Origin of the sequence: Streptomyces sp. NPDC007971 (assembly GCF_042958635.1) — a bacterium.
Lineage (GTDB): Bacteria > Actinomycetota > Actinomycetes > Streptomycetales > Streptomycetaceae > Streptomyces.
The window spans coordinates 1-15,408 of sequence record NZ_JBIBJK010000048.1; the positions used below are offsets into that span (position 1 = coordinate 1).

General features: G+C 68.3%; 11 protein-coding genes and 2 pseudogenes. 10 read left to right on the top strand and 3 right to left on the bottom strand.

Annotation, left to right across the window (positions count from 1 at the left end; genetic code table 11):
* Nucleotides 1–152 (top strand): annotated as a pseudogene (locus ACFZCP_RS45450) (IS110 family transposase); the annotation flags it as partial.
* Nucleotides 153–174: 22 nt separating this feature from the next.
* Nucleotides 175–1,125: pseudogene (locus ACFZCP_RS45455) on the top strand (IS110 family transposase); the annotation flags it as partial.
* Nucleotides 1,126–1,896: 771 nt separating this feature from the next.
* Here the strand turns inward: ACFZCP_RS45455 and ACFZCP_RS45460 are convergent.
* The gene (locus ACFZCP_RS45460) at nt 1,897–2,529 is read right to left on the bottom strand and encodes a tyrosine-type recombinase/integrase (RefSeq protein ID WP_391443027.1); all 633 of its coding nucleotides are present in this window, start codon (nt 2,527–2,529) and stop codon (nt 1,897–1,899) included.
* A 244-nt stretch (nt 2,530–2,773) separates the two neighbouring features.
* On the opposite strand from ACFZCP_RS45460, the gene ACFZCP_RS45465 reads away from it, so the two are divergent.
* Entirely contained in the window at nt 2,774–3,550 is a 777-nt protein-coding gene (locus ACFZCP_RS45465; RefSeq protein WP_391443029.1) for an acyl-CoA dehydrogenase family protein, read from the top strand.
* A gap of 427 nt (nt 3,551–3,977) precedes the next feature.
* On the opposite strand, the gene ACFZCP_RS45470 is transcribed toward ACFZCP_RS45465, so the two are convergent.
* Nucleotides 3,978–5,639 carry an IS630 family transposase gene (locus ACFZCP_RS45470; RefSeq protein WP_391443032.1) on the bottom strand — a complete coding sequence of 554 codons (1,662 nt, stop codon included), beginning with the start codon at nt 5,637–5,639 and terminating at the stop codon, nt 3,978–3,980.
* Here ACFZCP_RS45470 and ACFZCP_RS45475 point away from each other — a divergent pair.
* The 6 genes from ACFZCP_RS45475 (at nt 5,638) to ACFZCP_RS45500 (ending at nt 13,306) form a co-directional block, all read left to right on the top strand.
* Nucleotides 5,638–6,363, top strand: a complete 726-nt coding sequence (locus ACFZCP_RS45475; protein WP_391443035.1) for a nitrilase-related carbon-nitrogen hydrolase — start codon at nt 5,638–5,640, stop codon at nt 6,361–6,363. The two genes, ACFZCP_RS45470 and ACFZCP_RS45475, sit on opposite strands and share 2 nt — an antisense overlap.
* A gap of 644 nt (nt 6,364–7,007) precedes the next feature.
* Nucleotides 7,008–7,205 (top strand): hypothetical protein, encoded by a 198-nt coding sequence (locus ACFZCP_RS45480; protein WP_391443038.1) that lies wholly within the window; start codon nt 7,008–7,010, stop codon nt 7,203–7,205.
* Between the two features lie 931 nt (nt 7,206–8,136).
* The gene (locus ACFZCP_RS45485; protein ID WP_391443054.1) at nt 8,137–8,739 is read left to right on the top strand and encodes a sigma-70 family RNA polymerase sigma factor; all 603 of its coding nucleotides are present in this window, start codon (nt 8,137–8,139) and stop codon (nt 8,737–8,739) included.
* 25 nt (nt 8,740–8,764) lie between these two features.
* Complete coding sequence (locus tag ACFZCP_RS45490) at nt 8,765–9,553, top strand: zf-HC2 domain-containing protein (RefSeq protein WP_391443041.1); 789 nt, start codon at nt 8,765–8,767, stop codon at nt 9,551–9,553.
* Nucleotides 9,554–10,931: 1,378 nt separating this feature from the next.
* Nucleotides 10,932–11,354 (top strand): ATP-binding protein, encoded by a 423-nt coding sequence (locus tag ACFZCP_RS45495; protein WP_391443045.1) that lies wholly within the window; start codon nt 10,932–10,934, stop codon nt 11,352–11,354.
* A gap of 674 nt (nt 11,355–12,028) precedes the next feature.
* Nucleotides 12,029–13,306, top strand: coding sequence for a vanadium-dependent haloperoxidase (locus tag ACFZCP_RS45500; protein ID WP_391443047.1), 1,278 nt, complete (start codon nt 12,029–12,031; stop codon nt 13,304–13,306).
* 499 nt (nt 13,307–13,805) lie between these two features.
* On the opposite strand, the gene ACFZCP_RS45505 is transcribed toward ACFZCP_RS45500, so the two are convergent.
* Nucleotides 13,806–13,901 (bottom strand): 4-oxalocrotonate tautomerase family protein, encoded by a 96-nt coding sequence (locus ACFZCP_RS45505; protein ID WP_391443049.1) that lies wholly within the window; start codon nt 13,899–13,901, stop codon nt 13,806–13,808.
* 75 nt (nt 13,902–13,976) lie between these two features.
* Here ACFZCP_RS45505 and ACFZCP_RS45510 point away from each other — a divergent pair, with 75 nt between their 5' ends.
* Nucleotides 13,977–15,077 carry a hypothetical protein gene (locus ACFZCP_RS45510; RefSeq protein WP_391443051.1) on the top strand — a complete coding sequence of 367 codons (1,101 nt, stop codon included), beginning with the start codon at nt 13,977–13,979 and terminating at the stop codon, nt 15,075–15,077.
* The last annotated feature ends 331 nt before the right edge of the window (nt 15,078–15,408 follow it).

Below are 15,408 nucleotides of genomic sequence, written 5' to 3' on the forward strand. Positions count from 1 at the left end.
GGCGACGACGCGACGACCACGGAGACTGGCACGCAGCCGCCCAGCGCAACCTCTTCAACCGCATGCTCGGCCAGCTCTACCACTGCCTCCAGAACCGCAAGCTGTTCGACGAAGACACGGCCTTCCCAACCGCTCTCGCCGAAGCCGCTTGACATGTTGAGTGCCTGAGGTGTCTACCTGCCCGGCTTGTCCATGCGACGGATCGCCGATCTCTACCCGGGCGAGGCGAAGACCGACGCCCGCGACGCGGCAGTGATCGCCGACGCCGCGAGGACGATGCCGCACACCCTGCGCTCGTTGGAACTGACCGACGAGATCACCGCCGAACTGACCGTGCTGGTCGGCTTCGACCAGCACCTCGCAGCCGAGGCCACCCGCACCTCGAACCGCATACGCGGCCTGCTCACCCAGTTCCACCCCAGCCTGGAACGCGTCCTCGGACCGCGACTGGACCACCCCGCGGTGACCTGGCTCCTGGAACGCTACGGATCCCCGGCCGCCCTGCGAAAAGCCGGTCGCCGCAAGCTCGTTGAGGTGAACCGGCCCAAGGCTCCGCGCACGGCCCAGCGGCTGATCGACGAGGTCTTCGACGCGCTCGACGAGCAGACCGTCGTGGTCCCGGGCACCGGCACCCTCGACGTCGTGATCCCGTCCCTGGCCCGCTCGCTCGCGGCCGTCCACGAACAGCGACGAGCCCTGGAAGCGCAGATCGGACAGCTGCTGGAGGCTCACCCTCTTTCCGGGGTCCTGACCTCGCTTCCGGGGGTCGCGGTCAGGACCGCCGCCACCTTGCTGGTCACCGTCGGCGACGGCACCAGCTTCCCCACCGCCGCTCACCTGGCCTCCTACGCTGGCCTGGCCCCGACGACCAAGTCGTCCGGGACCTCGATCCATGGAGAACATGCACCCCGAGGCGGCAACCGGCAGCTCAAGCGCGCGATGTTCCTCTCCGCGTTCGCTACCCTGCACGATCCCGCCTCCCGCACCTACTACGACCGATGCCGGGCCCGCGGGAAGACCCACACCCAGGCACTTCTCCGCCTGGCCCGCCAGCGGATCAACGTGCTGTTCGCGATGCTCCGCGACGGCACCTTCTACGAACCCAGAACCCCACGCCTCGCTTGACGAAAGACATAGAGGCACCCCCCGCCGGCCGCGTCTGCAGGGGCTTGCCGTCGAACGCCTCTCGCACAGGCGCTGTCGCACGTCTGTCACCAACTACGCCGACTCCCCCGGACTGCGATGCCCTGACCTGCCAGTACGCACCCGCCCTGGACTGACGCGGACGCCCAAAGACGGTCTCTACAACCTGTGCCAGGTCGTGCCCAGTGAGGGACCCAGGATCAGGACGGGGGCGTCCTCCGGCCCGTCGAGGCGGTATTGCAGGGTGTTCGGTGGTGTCTCACTCACGCCCCAGACCCTCTCACGTCTCACGAAATCTCACACGGCCAGGTGAACCCGGCGGCTCGTGACTCTCGCGGCGCGGCACGTCCGGCGCTGCCGAGACCCTCGTGGGTCCACGTACGGGTTCTTCGATGTGCACGCCTGACCGTGGGGACAGTGCGTCCTCCCGGCTCGCGCACCCTCCCAATCCCTGCGCCGCACAGCTTCCCACCCTCGGCACGGCTTCCAGACGGCCTGGTTTGCAGCAAAGCGTGTAGTGCCGCGGATCGGCATGACGCACCTGAAAACCTTCCGGGATTCACCGGCGAACCGCCCGAACGCCACACGGCGGGCAAGCTCTGCCTTCCCTCGCAGGAGGGGAGACGTTGGCCGTAGCCTGGCCGCCCCTCCCCCGTTGCCGTCGCTGGTCCACAGCCAGCAGCCGGCCTCCGGGGCACCTCGATTTGACTGCCATACGGCTGGGCAGGTCGCCCAATCGGCAGGCCGCCTGAGTCACGCTTGCCCCTCCGTCGCAGCACCGTGCAGGCCGTCCCACGTTGTGGCGGCTCCTCGGAGGTCCTCCACGTCCGGCTTCACGTACCACTTCTTGGTGGTCTTGACGTTCGTGTGTCCGGCCCACCGGGCAAGGATGTGATCCGGCACGCCTTTGTTGGCGAGGTATGTGAGGCAGGAGGAGCGAGCGTCGTAGAGGCGCACTCTGCGGAGTTCAAGGATCTCCATGAGCGGGTAAGCGCGTCTGCGGAGCTGCTTGATCGTGAAGGCTTCCCCGGTCTCGTGCACCACGACGTATCCGGAATCCGAGTAAGCCTCACCGAGGACGAGCTTCTCCTTGGCTTGGAGAGCCCTGAACGACTTGAGGGCAGCCAGCACCGGTGCCGGCAAAGGAAGATCCCGTTCCCCGGCCAGGGACTTGGTGTCCTTCTCCACAACGTACCGATTCCCCATCATTGTCCGCGTGTTGGCTATGGTGATCGTGGCGGCTTCCAAGTCCACGTCTTCCCATCGGAGTCCGCAGACTTCAGCCGGACGTAGACCCATGAGGGACAGCAAGAGAGCAGCGTAAAGCCGTTCTGTCCGGACACCGTGAATGAACGTCTGAATCTCCTGCACGTTCCACGGCTTCACCTCCTGCTTCTTCTTTCGCTCTTCTTTACGTGCCCTACGTGGGATGGTCACATGTTGGGCTACATTCATGGTTACTAGCCGACGCGTAACGGCTCGATTCAGGGCGTCCTTCAATCGAGCAAGACTCATTTCCACGCTGGTCACTCCCAGCGGAGTACCTGCTTTACCACCACGTACACGCCCGTGCTTCAACGCCCAGTGCATCCACTCTTCTACATCTTCCTCGGTGAGTTCCTGAAGCCGGATGCGCCCCAGCAGCAAGATCCATATCGGGAACAGCCATCTCGCGGGAGCCCACCTCGTGGTCGCCCGGACCGCTGAGCCCGGCGTGCGTACCTCCCAGGCGCTGACCGCGTTCATGGTCGAATCGGACCGCCCCGGGCTCTCCGTCGCCGACCACCGCCCCGGGCTCGGGCTGCACGGCTTCTCCGCTGGCCGCCTCGACCTCGACCACGTCCGCGTCCCCGAGGACAACATGGTCGGAGAGATCGGTCAGGGGCTGAGCGTGGCGCAGAGCAGCAGCATCCTGTACGGCCGACCCAACCTGGCAGCCGTCAGCCTCGGAATCCACGAGGCGGTCGTGGCCACCACAACGGCCCAGCTCAAGACCCGCTCCCGCTACCGAGGCACCCTGTCGGACCTGCCGGTCCTGCGGGACCGTATCGGCGGCATGGAGGCGCGCCTGCGCGCCGGCCGGATACTCGCCTACCAGGCCGTGTACCTCCTCGACCAGGGACTGCCCTGCGACGCCGACCTGATCAACGCCAAGTTCCTCGGCCACCAGTGGGCCGTGCAGTCCGCCCAGGACGCCATGGAACTGCACGGCGCCCACGCCCTCGACCGCGACTACGTCCTCCAGCGCCTGTGGCGCGACATCCAGCACACCTACCCGCCCGCCGGAACCGGCGAAGTCCAGCGCATACGCCTGGCCGACGCCGCCCTCGACGAGGACCACATCCAGTGGTCCGAACGCCTCGCCGCCAAAGCCGCCTGGGCACGACCGGACCCCACGGCCGCATAAGCCCCCGTGCGCGGCACCCCGCGACCGCCATCTGCACCCACTTGACCCCACTGACACTGACACTGACACAGTAGTTGCGATCCTCGGTCGCCCCCGGACAGCGACCGCCTCCAGGGCGATGTAGCGCACCCAGCCCGGAGCGTTCGTGTTGCGATCCTCGGTCACCCCGGAGGGCGACCGCCACCGTTTGACCCCCGCCATACGCTCAACCCACCGCCACGTTGCGATCCTCGGACGCCCGGAGGCGACCGCCACCCACATGGTGTGGTGCATGAGCGCCGTGTCGTTCAGGTTGCGATCCTCGGTCGCCGCAAACGGCCACCGCCACGTACCCACAGCGTGCCCGGGTGCCGTACAGCGAAGACGTTGCGATCCAGGTCGCCGCGAACGGCGACCGCCGCCTGGATGGTGTCCAGGGTGCGGAGGGTCAGGATGTCGTTGCGATCCTCGGCAACCCCGGAGGACAACCGCCACGTTGATCCTGAACGCCTTCGTCCACGTCGTCAGCTGGTTGGGATCCTCGGCCGCCCCGGAGGACGACCGCCACCCTGGACGTCGTCGTAATCAGCCTGCTCGACGCAGTCGTTGCGATCCTCGGTCGCCCCGGAGGACAACCGCCACCGGTACCGGTCTCATGACGTACAAGGACGTCAAGAAGTTGCGATCCTCGGTCACCCTGGAGGGCAACCGCCACTGTGCAGGTTGATGCACTTGTCGTTGGGATCCCAGACGTTGCGATCCTCGGTCGCCCCGGAGGGCGACCGCTAGCGGCATCACGACCGTCCCTAAGTGGTCGGCTCCGGAAGTCCTTCGGGAGTTGATCATGCTGCCAGGCTGGCGGAGGATTCTTCCTGGTGATCGGCGGCGTGCCGGTCGAGCCTGGCCAGCAGATCGTCCAGGTCGGAGGTGGTGACTTCCACTGAAACGGCTGTGCCGTGGCGTTGTAGCGGTCTTCGAAGGCTCGGAGCCGGTCCCCGACCTGGGCGAGGTCGGTGAAGTCGTTCGGCGAGACGACTTTGCGTTGCACGACGGAGAAGAAGATCTCCACCTGGTTCAACCAGGAGGCATGCACGGGGGTGTGCACCAGCACCGCGTTCGGGAAAGCGGCAGCCAGCCGGTCGACGGCCTTCTTGCCGCGGTGGGAGGAGCCGTTGTCCACGACCCAGAACACCCGCTTCGCGCTGGCGTACGGCTCTTGGGTCATTACCTGGGCGACCAGGTTCATGAACGGGTCGATGCCAGTGCGCGGTTCGGTGCGGCCGAACACCTTGGCGGCGTGGACGTCGTAGGCGGCCAGGTAGGCCAGCGCGCCGCCGCGTCCGTAGGTGTGGTTGACGCGCATCGCCCGGGCCTGGCCGGGGGCGAGCGTGGGGTGGCAGCGGCAGCGAGCCTGGATGGAGGTCTTCTCGTCCGCGCTGATCACGTACTCGTCCGCGCCGAGCGGCTCGCGGTCCCAGGTGCGGGCGTACAAGTCCAGGACGCGGGCCGCCTTGCGGTGGAAGCCGGGGGCGGTGATGAAGATCCAGGAACGGTACTGCCAGGGCTTGATCGCGTCCTGGTCGATCCAGCGACGCACGGTGGAGGTCGACACGAACGCGGTGATGCCCCGCGACATGGCCTCGCGGGCCAGCTCCGGGCACGACCAGCGCGCCAGCGGGGTGCCGGTCTCGGCGGGAAGCTGACAGGCCAGCGCCTTGATCTGCGCGACCTGGATGGGCGTGAAGACTGGGGGCCGTCCTGGGCGCTTGCGGTCAGAGAGCCCGGAAAGACCCAGGGCGGCGAACCGGCCCCGCCATGTGCGCACGGTGTCCGCGTGCACTCCCACCTCGACGGCGATACGCGCATTGGACCTGCCCCGCGCCGCCAGGAGAACGATCCACGCCCGCACCCGGGCCCTGTGCTCGGTCCTGTGACCGTAGGCGGCCTTCTTCAACCGGTGCCGCTCGGCGGCGGTCAGGACTATCAGGCGCGCAGTGACAACAGGCAAGGCAGGCAGGCCGATCAGCAGAAGTAGATCAGGGCCGCCACAGCCTGCCGCAGCCGGTCCGACTCCGGACGACGTGGCTGGATCCTGAATAATCCAGGCCATGGAGACGAGTAGAACGAAGAGGAAGCCGCTGACGGTGGCCACCGTCCAGCCCGTGTGGGCCGGAGCGGATGTCATGGCTAACGTCAGGGAACATGCACAGGCCATCGAGCAGGCACACGCGAGATTGGTGGTCTTCCCCGAGCTCTCCCTCACCGGATACGACCTCGGCGCGCCCTCGCTGGCTGTGGACGACCGTCGTCTCAGGCCCTTGGTGGACGCTTGCCGTGTCGCTGGCTCGGTGGCGCTGGTCGGCGCGCCGATCGGCGACGAAGACGGCCGCGAGTACATCGCTACTTTGGCCGTGACCGGTGACAGCGTGACCGCGGTATACCGGAAGATGTGGCTGCACGGGGCCGAGTTCGACCGGTTCAGCCCCGGCGAGAAGCCGGTGGTGGTCACCGTCGACGGATGGAGACTCGGATTGGCCATCTGCTATGACGCTGCCGTACCCCAGCACGCCGCCGACTCGGCAGCACTCGACATCGATGCCTACGTGGCCAGTACCCTCTACGGCCCTGGCTCCGACTCCGCGGCTCGCCGAGATGCCCATATGCGAGAGCGCGCCGCTGCTCATGGCGTTTGGGTCGTTCTTTCCACCGCGGCCGGCCCCAGCGGCTCCTTCGCGCAGACCTCCGGCGGTTCGGGCATCTGGGGACGGAGCGGAGAACTAGTCACCCAGGCCGGTCGTAACGCGGGCGAGATCACGGTGACTCAGCTCAGCTGACGAGCGATTCGAAAACTATCTCACCGTCTTCGACCCCGACCCGCGAACGCACCCGCTGACGCCGGGGGTCAACCCCCGAAGGACTTCCGGAGCCGACCACTAAGGACGTCAGCGAGCCGTTGTGATCCTCGGCCGCCCCGAAAGCCGACCGCAAGCCTGCATCAAATCTGAGACTTTGCACAGGGCGGCTGTGTTGCGATCGTCGGTCGCCGCGGGAGGGGGCGACCACCACCCGATACGACAGATCCTGACGCCACTCCTTACATAAAGTTGCGATCCGCGGTCGCCCCGGAGGGCGACCGCCACTCTGCTGGAACGTCGAGACCACGCCGGCCGAGGTCGCGTTGCGATCCTCGGTCGCCCCCGAGGGTGACCGCCACCAGGTCGGCCTACACGGCGTCAGCCATCGTGCGGGCGTTGCGATCCTCGGTCGCCCCGGAGGACGACCGCCACCCAGGGCGTCGTCGTGATCCGCCTGCTCGACCCAGTCGTTGCGATCCGCGGTCGCCCCGGAGGGCGACCGCCACGGCCATGACGGTGTCCGTCAGGCCCTTGGTCCCAGGGCGGCCCAATGCATGGGGCCGCCCGGTCCGGCGCTGGTGACGGTGTGGGCGTCGGTGTCCTGATTCGTCCATGTCACCGTCGTGCCCGCTTTGACCTTCAGCGTGGCCGGGGAGAACGCGAAGTTCTTGATCGCCACGGCATTCCCGGCCACCGGCGCGGCAGCCGGGCCCGTGCTCAAGGGGCTCATGGGCATGCTCATGCGGGGCATCGGGGAGTCGCCGGGAGCGGAGCCCACCGCCTTCCCCGACCCCGTGGCACCGGGCATTCCAGCCGTCTGATGCTGACCTGGACCGGGCGTGATGACGCCGGCACCGATGGACGAGGCATGCGACGACTGGCCGCATGAGCCGAGGAGTCCCAGGGCACCGGCAGTGGCAATGGTGGCGACGGCCGGCCCGGCCGCGGCACGTGATCGACGACCTGGTGGGTGAAGGCTCAAGTACATGGTGTCCGTTCTTCACTGATCAGGCGGAGACAGGAACTGCGCCGACTCGGGCGCACGCAACCGCAGGGATGTGTGTGGCGGATGCCGTGTTCATGGGCACGCGCCCCTCATGGACACAGCGATCGAGCATGGGTGCTGTCCCGTGCCGGCCACCCGCCTCGACGCGCCCCGCGCCGCGCATCCACCCTGCCGCGCCACGAAGATGCAGGCGGCACGCGGCAGTTCCCCCGAGCAGGCGGTCGCGAGTGACTCGGGGCAGGTCGGCGTCGTCGCCCATACGGGCGATGCGCACACTGACCCGCATGGAGCGCCGCCCCGGTGGTCGCGCAGCCCCCGGTCGCCGTGAATAGGGCCATCGCCGTGATGTGTGCCGGGCACGGGCCGGGGCTGCAAGGTGGCACCGGCTCCGATGCACGGGGCGGGGTGAGCGTGGCCGGTGGCGAGAGCGGCGGCGTCGCGTGATGCATTTCGGTCACCTCTGTTCCATCCTTTGCCGTACGGGAAAGCGGTGAGGAGTTGCGACGTAAGGTCGGTTCTTGTTCGTCTCCACGGACGGTGAGGGTCCTGCGGTTCGGTGGATATGCACCTTTTGTGGAATATCTTTGGGGCGCTGCAGATCAGCTGACTCCCGGGCCCCACGCACGCTTGACCCTGGCGAGGCCGTAACGCGCGGCAAGGACATGCCCCCGCGACGCTCACAGAGCGTGACTGGCACGGAGCTGTTCGCGCAGGACAAAGCGGTGTACATACGCGATGATCGGCCTATGCCCTGGAGTTCCCGAAGACATGGTCCAAGGACCGATCCGGATCGCTCCGCGCACCGTGTCTCTGGTAGAGGGACTCTTTCGACCGCAGATGAGGAACTGCTGCGCACTCTGTACGCGGAGCACGCAGGACCCCTGTTCCACTACGTGCTGCGACTGACCTCGGGAGACTGGCAATGGGCAGAGGACGTGGTGCAGGAGACACTGCTGCGGGCGTGGCAGCATCCCGCCGCGTTCGACCCCGCACGCGGCCCGGCCCGGGCATGGCTGTGTACGGTCGCCCGGCACCTGGTCATCGACGCCCACCGGGCCCGGCGATCCAGGCCGGCCGAGGCCGGCGGCGATGTGTTGGAGCGGGCCGCCCAGCAGCAACCGGGCAAGGACGAGATCGAGCAGGCACTGCAGAGCTGGGCGGTTGCCGACGCCGTGCGGTCGCTGTCCCCGGACCACCGCGCCGTCCTGCTGGAGACCTACTACCGGGGCCGGACGATGGCGGAGGCCGCACAGATTCTGGGCATCCCGCTGGGCACCGTGAAGTCGCGGACGTACTACGCCCTGCACGCCCTGCGGCTGGCGCTGCAGGAACGGGGTATCGAGCCATGACCGTGGTGGGCAGGAGGCGGCGACCATGAGTGCAGAGCACGACGCCCTCCGGCTGGCGCTGGGAGGATACGTCCTGGGCACGCTGCCCTCGGCGGAAGCGGAACAGGTGCGCGCCCACCTCGCGGCATGCGCCGAATGCCGGGCCGAACACGCCCAGCTGGCGGAATTGCCTGCGCTGCTGGCAACGGTGACCGAAGCCGAAGCCTCGGGCCGGACGGTGCCGACGGGCGACAGTGACCTGACCGACCGGCTGGTGGCACGGGCAGCCGAAAGCGCGCGCGGCTCCCTGCTCGAGCAGCTCACCGCGCCCGCGGCGTCACGGACGCCGGAGGGGGGTGTGCTGGAGAGGCTGCTCCAGCAGGCCGCGGCCAGGCGCCGCAAGTCTTGGCGTCTGCAACTGGCCGGCGCCGCAGTCTCGCTGACGCTCATCGCGGCAGCAGCCGGCGGCACATGGCTGGCGACCATCGGATCCGTGGGCAGTCAGGCGGGGCCCCCCGGGCCGACCGCGCCGACGGTCTCGCGCACCTTCTCCGGAAGCGATCCCACCACCGGCGTCACCGCCTCGGTGAAGGTCTCGCCCTCTGCCTGGGGCAGTGTCCTGCAGATCTCCGCCGGGGGGGCACCCGCCGGAATCACCTGCCGGCTCCAGGCGGTCGGACCCGGCGGGGCCAGGACGGACGGCGCTACCTGGCGGGCAGGCCATTACCCGCCCGGCACCACGATCCCAGGATCGCTTCCCATGGCTCCGGGGTCCATCGAACACTTTGAGATCCTCGCAGGCAACGGCCAGAAGCTGGTCACCATCCGGGCGTGAGGCCGGGCCATGGCGGTCATGTCACAGGATGGCCCGGCCGCCCAGTGACATGACGACAGCAGTCGGGTGTGAGCGCATGGTGACACAAGAGGCCAAGAAGACGTCGCCTTCGAGAGGCTGGGCCGTCAGTGGGGAGGGGGACCCGGGCAGTCGACAACCACCGGGCCGGCTCAAGACCGGTGAACCGGGTTGGAGGAGCACGCACAGGACGTCCAGTCAATGGCCGTCCAAGACGGCTTCTGCTCATGCCGCCGGCTGTACAGGCAAGCTCGTGACCACCATCGTCCGCCGATTCCGCCACACCGCACGGCTCCGGGATCGGTGAGACCGTCCGACAAGGGCTCCCGTCCGATGAGCGGCGGCGTCGGAGGCCGACACCGGCACCTCTATGGCCGAGGGGCTGATCGGCACCAAGCGCCCGGAGGCGGCTGATGGTCGATGCGGCCGCCACCGGCCGGGAAAGATCACCCCCGCGGCCAGGCTGATCAAGGTGGAGGCCATCCGGGTGCACGACCAGCGGGCCGTCCGGGCGGCTTCAAGCAACCATCCGATCGATCTGTCCGCCGTGGTGCCACACATCGCGGGGCCGGTCAGCTGCTGCGGCTGCTTCGCCTGCACGACCTGTCATCGGGCGACTGCGTCGGTATCGGGGCAGTTCTGCAGCTCGGTCGTGAAGTTCTGGCCCGCTTCCGTCACGCGACTTCCGCAGTGGCAGGCCAGCCATCCCGCGCCGGGCTCCCCGGATGTCGGCTGCGCACACGGGCGGGCACGGCTGTGCGGGGGGGCGGCGGCATACAGCTCAACTTCCGCTGGGGGAGGCGAAAGCCGGTGCCCTGGTCCTTCCCGCGACGCTCCGGCGGTTTCCGGGCCCTGGTCGCTCTCGCCCCCGCTCCGGCGAACCGGCCCAGTCCGCAGCCGACTTCATGCATGAGTGGGTCGACGGGCGTGCACGACTCTTCTTCTCCCCGAAGTCCGTACAGCCCGGAGAAGAGGATCCAGCACGTCTGCACACCGAGGGCCGCGACCCAGCCGGGATGCGGGCAGGGATGTCCGTCCCGCTCTACGGCGCGACGCTCCCGCAGGGCCGTCCGGAAGACCACGGGCGAGGAGACCGAGCTCCCGGTGCCCGTCCGGCCGTGCGGCAGCGAGCTCTGGGCAGAGGCGGCTGAGCCCAGACAGGCGCCGACATTGCCATGACTCGCAAGAATCCGAACAAAAGAGGCGAACAGCTCGAACCGTCCGGCATACGTCGTCCGTGGAACTGAATGAGCGCGCCCATAAAGGATCAGGATCCGGCCTATCGACCGCCCCCGAAATTGTTTGCGGTCACCCCGTTCCGGTCTCCACACATCTACAGAAGAGCCAGAAGACCATGTTTGTGACCGATTCCGCCAGCCCGACTTCACTGCTCGGCCGGCCCTGCCGCCGCCAGGCACTGCTCACCCTGCCGGCGCAGGAGGCGCACGTCTCCGCCGCCCGTCACTTCGCGGCCGATCTGCTGGAGACCTGGACTGTGCCCACGAGCGAGCGGGACTCCGCCGTCCTCATCGTCGACGAACTCGCCACCAACGCCGCCCAGTACGGCCATGAGCGCATGACCCTGCTGCTCGCCCTCGACCACGGCACTCTGCACATTGTGGTCACTGACTCCGGCGCGGCCGTGGAGCGCCGTCGCCCCGACCTCGCCCCCGATGAACACGGTCGTGGCACCGGCATCGTCCAGTACCTCGCCCAGTCGACCGAGATCCACCAAACACGCAGCGGCCGCGAAGTCCGCGCCTGCCTGAGGTGCTCGCCATGACCGGGCCGTACGCTCCTCACGAGCTGCGACCCCCTGCCGGGGCCGGCACCGCAGCACAGCGACGGGCTACCGGGGTCGGCCGCGGCGCCGGGGCACCCGAAGCCCGAGCCGAGTGGGCCTTCGCGACCCACAAGCCGTGCCCCATCGACGGCTGCCCGGGCCCGGCACACATACCCATGCAGTCCACGGCACGCCCATCGGCCCTCGACCACGGCGGCCCCCACCACGACACGGTGCTGTGTCAACGCTGCGGCGCCGGCCCCTGCGTACCGGCGGAGGTGTGAGCGTGGACGTCACCCCGAACAGCGGCAAGGGCATCGACGCCCCGCCCTCGCACGAGGCATATACGAATGCGCCGGATCTACGCCGCGGGATGCACCAAGTGCTCGCTCCCGGAGCCGAACGCGACGGCCGCCAGGCCAGGCCCCTCACCGGCCCCCCGACCGATGCGACGGCCGCCGAACGCGCCTGGCTGCTACGGCGGGCCGCCCTCATGGACCGGATGGCCCACCCGAACCGCCGAACAACTCCTCCTCCACGACCGCCGCCATCCCGACCTGCCGGCCGGCCCGCACCACCCCGACACCATCCCACTCGCGTGGCCGGCCCGGATGAGCCACGTGCATGACCGCCAGTTGCCACAACCCGCCACCAGAAACAAGGAGCCACGGAACATGGGTGGAAAGCAGAAGACACTCGCCATACTTGCCGGAACCGCGCTGGCAGTCGGACTCACCAGCCCGGCCTTCGGGTTCACCACCGCTCACTCGCCGGCCCTGCGCACAACCGCGAGGGGGTCGGGGGTCTCGGTCGTGGAGTGGAACCACGAGCTCATCACCATACTCAGCGATCCGAAGGCGCAGCCGTCCACCGTCCAGCCCACGCGCAGCTTCGCGCTTCTCCAGGCCGCCGAGTACGACGCCGTGGTATCGATCACCGGGGCCGGCCCCGCCTACGTGTTCTCGGTGTCGGCGCCAGGAGGCGCTCGTGCGGATGCCGCGGCGGACCAGGCAGCCCACGATGTGCTGGTCGCCCTGTACCCGGCCAAGCGCGCGGGCGTGGACCAGCGGCTGAGCAGCCAGTTGTCCGCGATTCCGGGCGGCCCGGGCAAGCAGGCTGGCATCGGTGTGGGAGCCGAGGTCGCCCGCCGACTGATCAGCCTGCGGTCCCACGACGGGTCCTCAGCCAAGCCGCCGCGGTTCGACCCCGGCGACAAGGCCGGTGACTACCGGCCCACCCCTCCCGACTTCCCGGCACCGGTGTTCACCAACTGGGGCTCAGTCAAGCCGTTCGTGCTGACCGGCGGACGCCAGTTCCGCCCGGCAGCGCCGCCGGCCGTGAGCGGCGCCGCGTACGCCACCGCTTTGAACGAGGTCAAGAGCCTGGGGAGCAAGACCAGTACCACCCGCACCGCCGATCAGACGGCAGCTGCGAAGTTCTGGGCGGCGGCGCCCGTCTGGAGCGTCTGGAACCAGGTCGCCCAGGGCCTTGTCACCTCCCAGAACGCGAGCCTGGAGAAGGCGGTGAAGGTCTTCGCCCGGCTCGACCTGTCCCTCGCCGACACCGCGATCGCGATGTACGACGCCAAGTACGCCGACCGTGTATGGCGGCCCGTGACCGCCATCCGGCTCGGCGGTACGCACTACAACTCGAGCATCGTCGGTGATCCCCACTGGACCCCCCTGCTGCCGACCGCACCGGATCCGTCCTATCCCGGCGCTCACGGTGCTCTCAGCCAGGCGGCGGCAACGACGCTCGCCGGGTTCTACGGTGCGCGGCATCATCTCGCGGTGACGTCGAAGGGCGTCACCCGAACCTTCGCCGGCTTCCAGGACGCCGCCACCGAAGCGTGGCTCAGCCGGATCTGGTCCGGCCAGCACACCTCCCTCGACAACCGCGCGGGCCAGCAACTCGGCACCCAGGTGGGCGATTTCGTGGCGCGTCATCTCTGACCCCCACCGCGCGACAACCATGCACAGCATGGCTGTGGCCGGAAGCCAGTGGTCCCGGCGCAACGGGTACCACTGGCTCGGACCACGCTCAAAGAGCGGCCATCCTCCGCGCCGAGGGCCCGCGGCTGCTGGCCGGCAGGCCGGATGTCCGCCCGCAAGAAGTCCTGCTTCCCATCACCGCGACGCACTGACTGAATGACTGTCGCGGTGGGACCCGCCCGGTCGGCACTGCGGATGACGGCGACGGCTGGCTGCACCAGACCCAACCAACGTCCCGGGCGAAGGTGAGCATGTAGTCGCCGATGAGGCGTGGCAGGCGCGCTGCTGGCGATCGAGGACGCGCTGTTCGCGGGAATCGGTGTGTGAGGTGAGCGAGTGACGGAGTCGTTCGGGCAGCTCGTGGTGGGAGCGGGGTGGCGTCTGCCCTTCGATCCGATGTGCGGAGCTTCCCCGCTGCCCGCAGCACGGGACCGGAACTGTTCCGTCCCAATGATCCGATTCAGCTGAGCTCTTCCAGAGCGCTGGTGTAGTCGCGTAGCCAGTCGGTGTGGCCGCCGATGCCCCAGTCGTCGCGGTCGAGTTCGTTGATCGTCACCCAGACTCGACGAAGGTTCTCGGGAGGGAGGACCGTTGTCTGCTGCTGGCCCTGGCCGTGCAGCAGTCCGCACCTATGCCCGTCGTCGCGCACAGTGCAGCCTCTCTGCTGGAAGCCATCGGGCGCAGCACCGACGCTCCTGGCGCAGCAACAGGATCCTCACCGACCGTCAATGCCCTGGCCGGACGAGGCATGCGTCGGCGTATCCAGGATGTCGGGGGCCGAGTCGACATGCAGGACACGGTGGTCTTCGACCGGCCCGCCTACGGACGCGCGATCCTGGAATACGTCTGGGACAACTACGACCTCATGCGCAAGCCCTTGCTAACCTGGCTGGTCGCGACAGCCCAGAGCGCCGATTCGGAAGACCACGCAGTGGCCGCACTGGCCGAGCTCACTGTGCGGCACGGGACGGTGGATTACCTCACGACACTGAGCGAACTCGTCGGCGGCAGTCACCCACAGGTGCTCGGTGCGGTCATGGAAAGCGCCGTGCGCAACGAACATGTCGGACGCCTGGCGTGGGAGGCGCTCTACGGGTGGGCGGAGCAGAAAAGTTACGCGCCCGCCGTGATCGCACTGTGCCGACGCATCCTGGAGGACTCCTCCGTCGACACATCTCTGGCCAAGCGGGCGATCGTGCGCTTGCGCCGCGTCGCGCACAAGAACAACGGCGACGCCGTAGTCACCCAAGTCCTGGATGCCTTTGACGCTCTGGTCCAGCACCCCAGCGTGGCCCAGCGACTGGCCGGTGAGGTCCACGGCTGGCAACAGGGCAAGGTCTCTGCACGTGGCGGCACACTGGCCTTCCTCGCATTGATGACCGTACGCCGCGACGGCACGCCGTGGCTCGTGTGCTCCCCTCCCCCAGACATCGACGTACAGCGAGCCGTCCACGACCTGCTCTCCTGTGCAGACACCGCTGCCCAGGTCATCTCGCGTCTGACGGACTGGATCCGCTCCTGCGCCGACGACCCCGGTGCCTACACGCAGTTGCGCGAACAACTTCTGCCGGCGCTACGCGGCCACAACATGTTCGAGGCCGGCATGAAGCTCATGAACGAGCTGCGTGGCATTTCCACAGCTGAAGGCGTCAGCGTGGCCGACGACTTCTACAACCACCTCGTCGACAGCCGTCTGCGCACGGTCTTCCCGCTCGAAGAGAACATCGCATGAGGTGGCCGTGGCGCCGCGCCGTCCGTACGAGTACATCCGTCCAGCCGCGTCTCCTGCTCAGCGCCACCGACGGCATCTCGTTCGAGGCCGTGTACACGATCACCTGGCGACCACGCCGACGCGTACCTCCCAACGTGGAGGAGACAGTACGCGCCGCAGTGCATGCCACGGCCACCGAGGCAGCGGCGCGTCTAGGAGCCTCGGACGTGCCCGCCGCACAGGACGCCATCAACACCGCCCTAGGTGTTCTGTCCATGGAGGTTGGTGACAGCGATCACTGACGTGTGATCTTGAAATGGGTGAGGGCCCTCTGGCCTGGTGTGGATTGCGA

What these genes read in the sequence shown, in the direction of transcription:
- ACFZCP_RS45465 (WP_391443029.1), top strand. Translation starts at nt 2,774, where the DNA reads ATGCGCCCCAGCAGCAAGATCCATATCGGGAACAGCCATCTCGCGGGA.
- ACFZCP_RS45475 (WP_391443035.1), top strand. Translation starts at nt 5,638, where the DNA reads ATGGAGACGAGTAGAACGAAGAGGAAGCCGCTGACGGTGGCCACCGTC.
- ACFZCP_RS45470 (WP_391443032.1), bottom strand. Translation starts at nt 5,639, where the DNA reads ATGGCCTGGATTATTCAGGATCCAGCCACGTCGTCCGGAGTCGGACCG.
- ACFZCP_RS45485 (WP_391443054.1), top strand. Translation starts at nt 8,137, where the DNA reads ATGCCCTGGAGTTCCCGAAGACATGGTCCAAGGACCGATCCGGATCGC.
- ACFZCP_RS45490 (WP_391443041.1), top strand. Translation starts at nt 8,765, where the DNA reads ATGAGTGCAGAGCACGACGCCCTCCGGCTGGCGCTGGGAGGATACGTC.
- ACFZCP_RS45500 (WP_391443047.1), top strand. Translation starts at nt 12,029, where the DNA reads ATGGGTGGAAAGCAGAAGACACTCGCCATACTTGCCGGAACCGCGCTG.
- ACFZCP_RS45510 (WP_391443051.1), top strand. Translation starts at nt 13,977, where the DNA reads ATGCCCGTCGTCGCGCACAGTGCAGCCTCTCTGCTGGAAGCCATCGGG.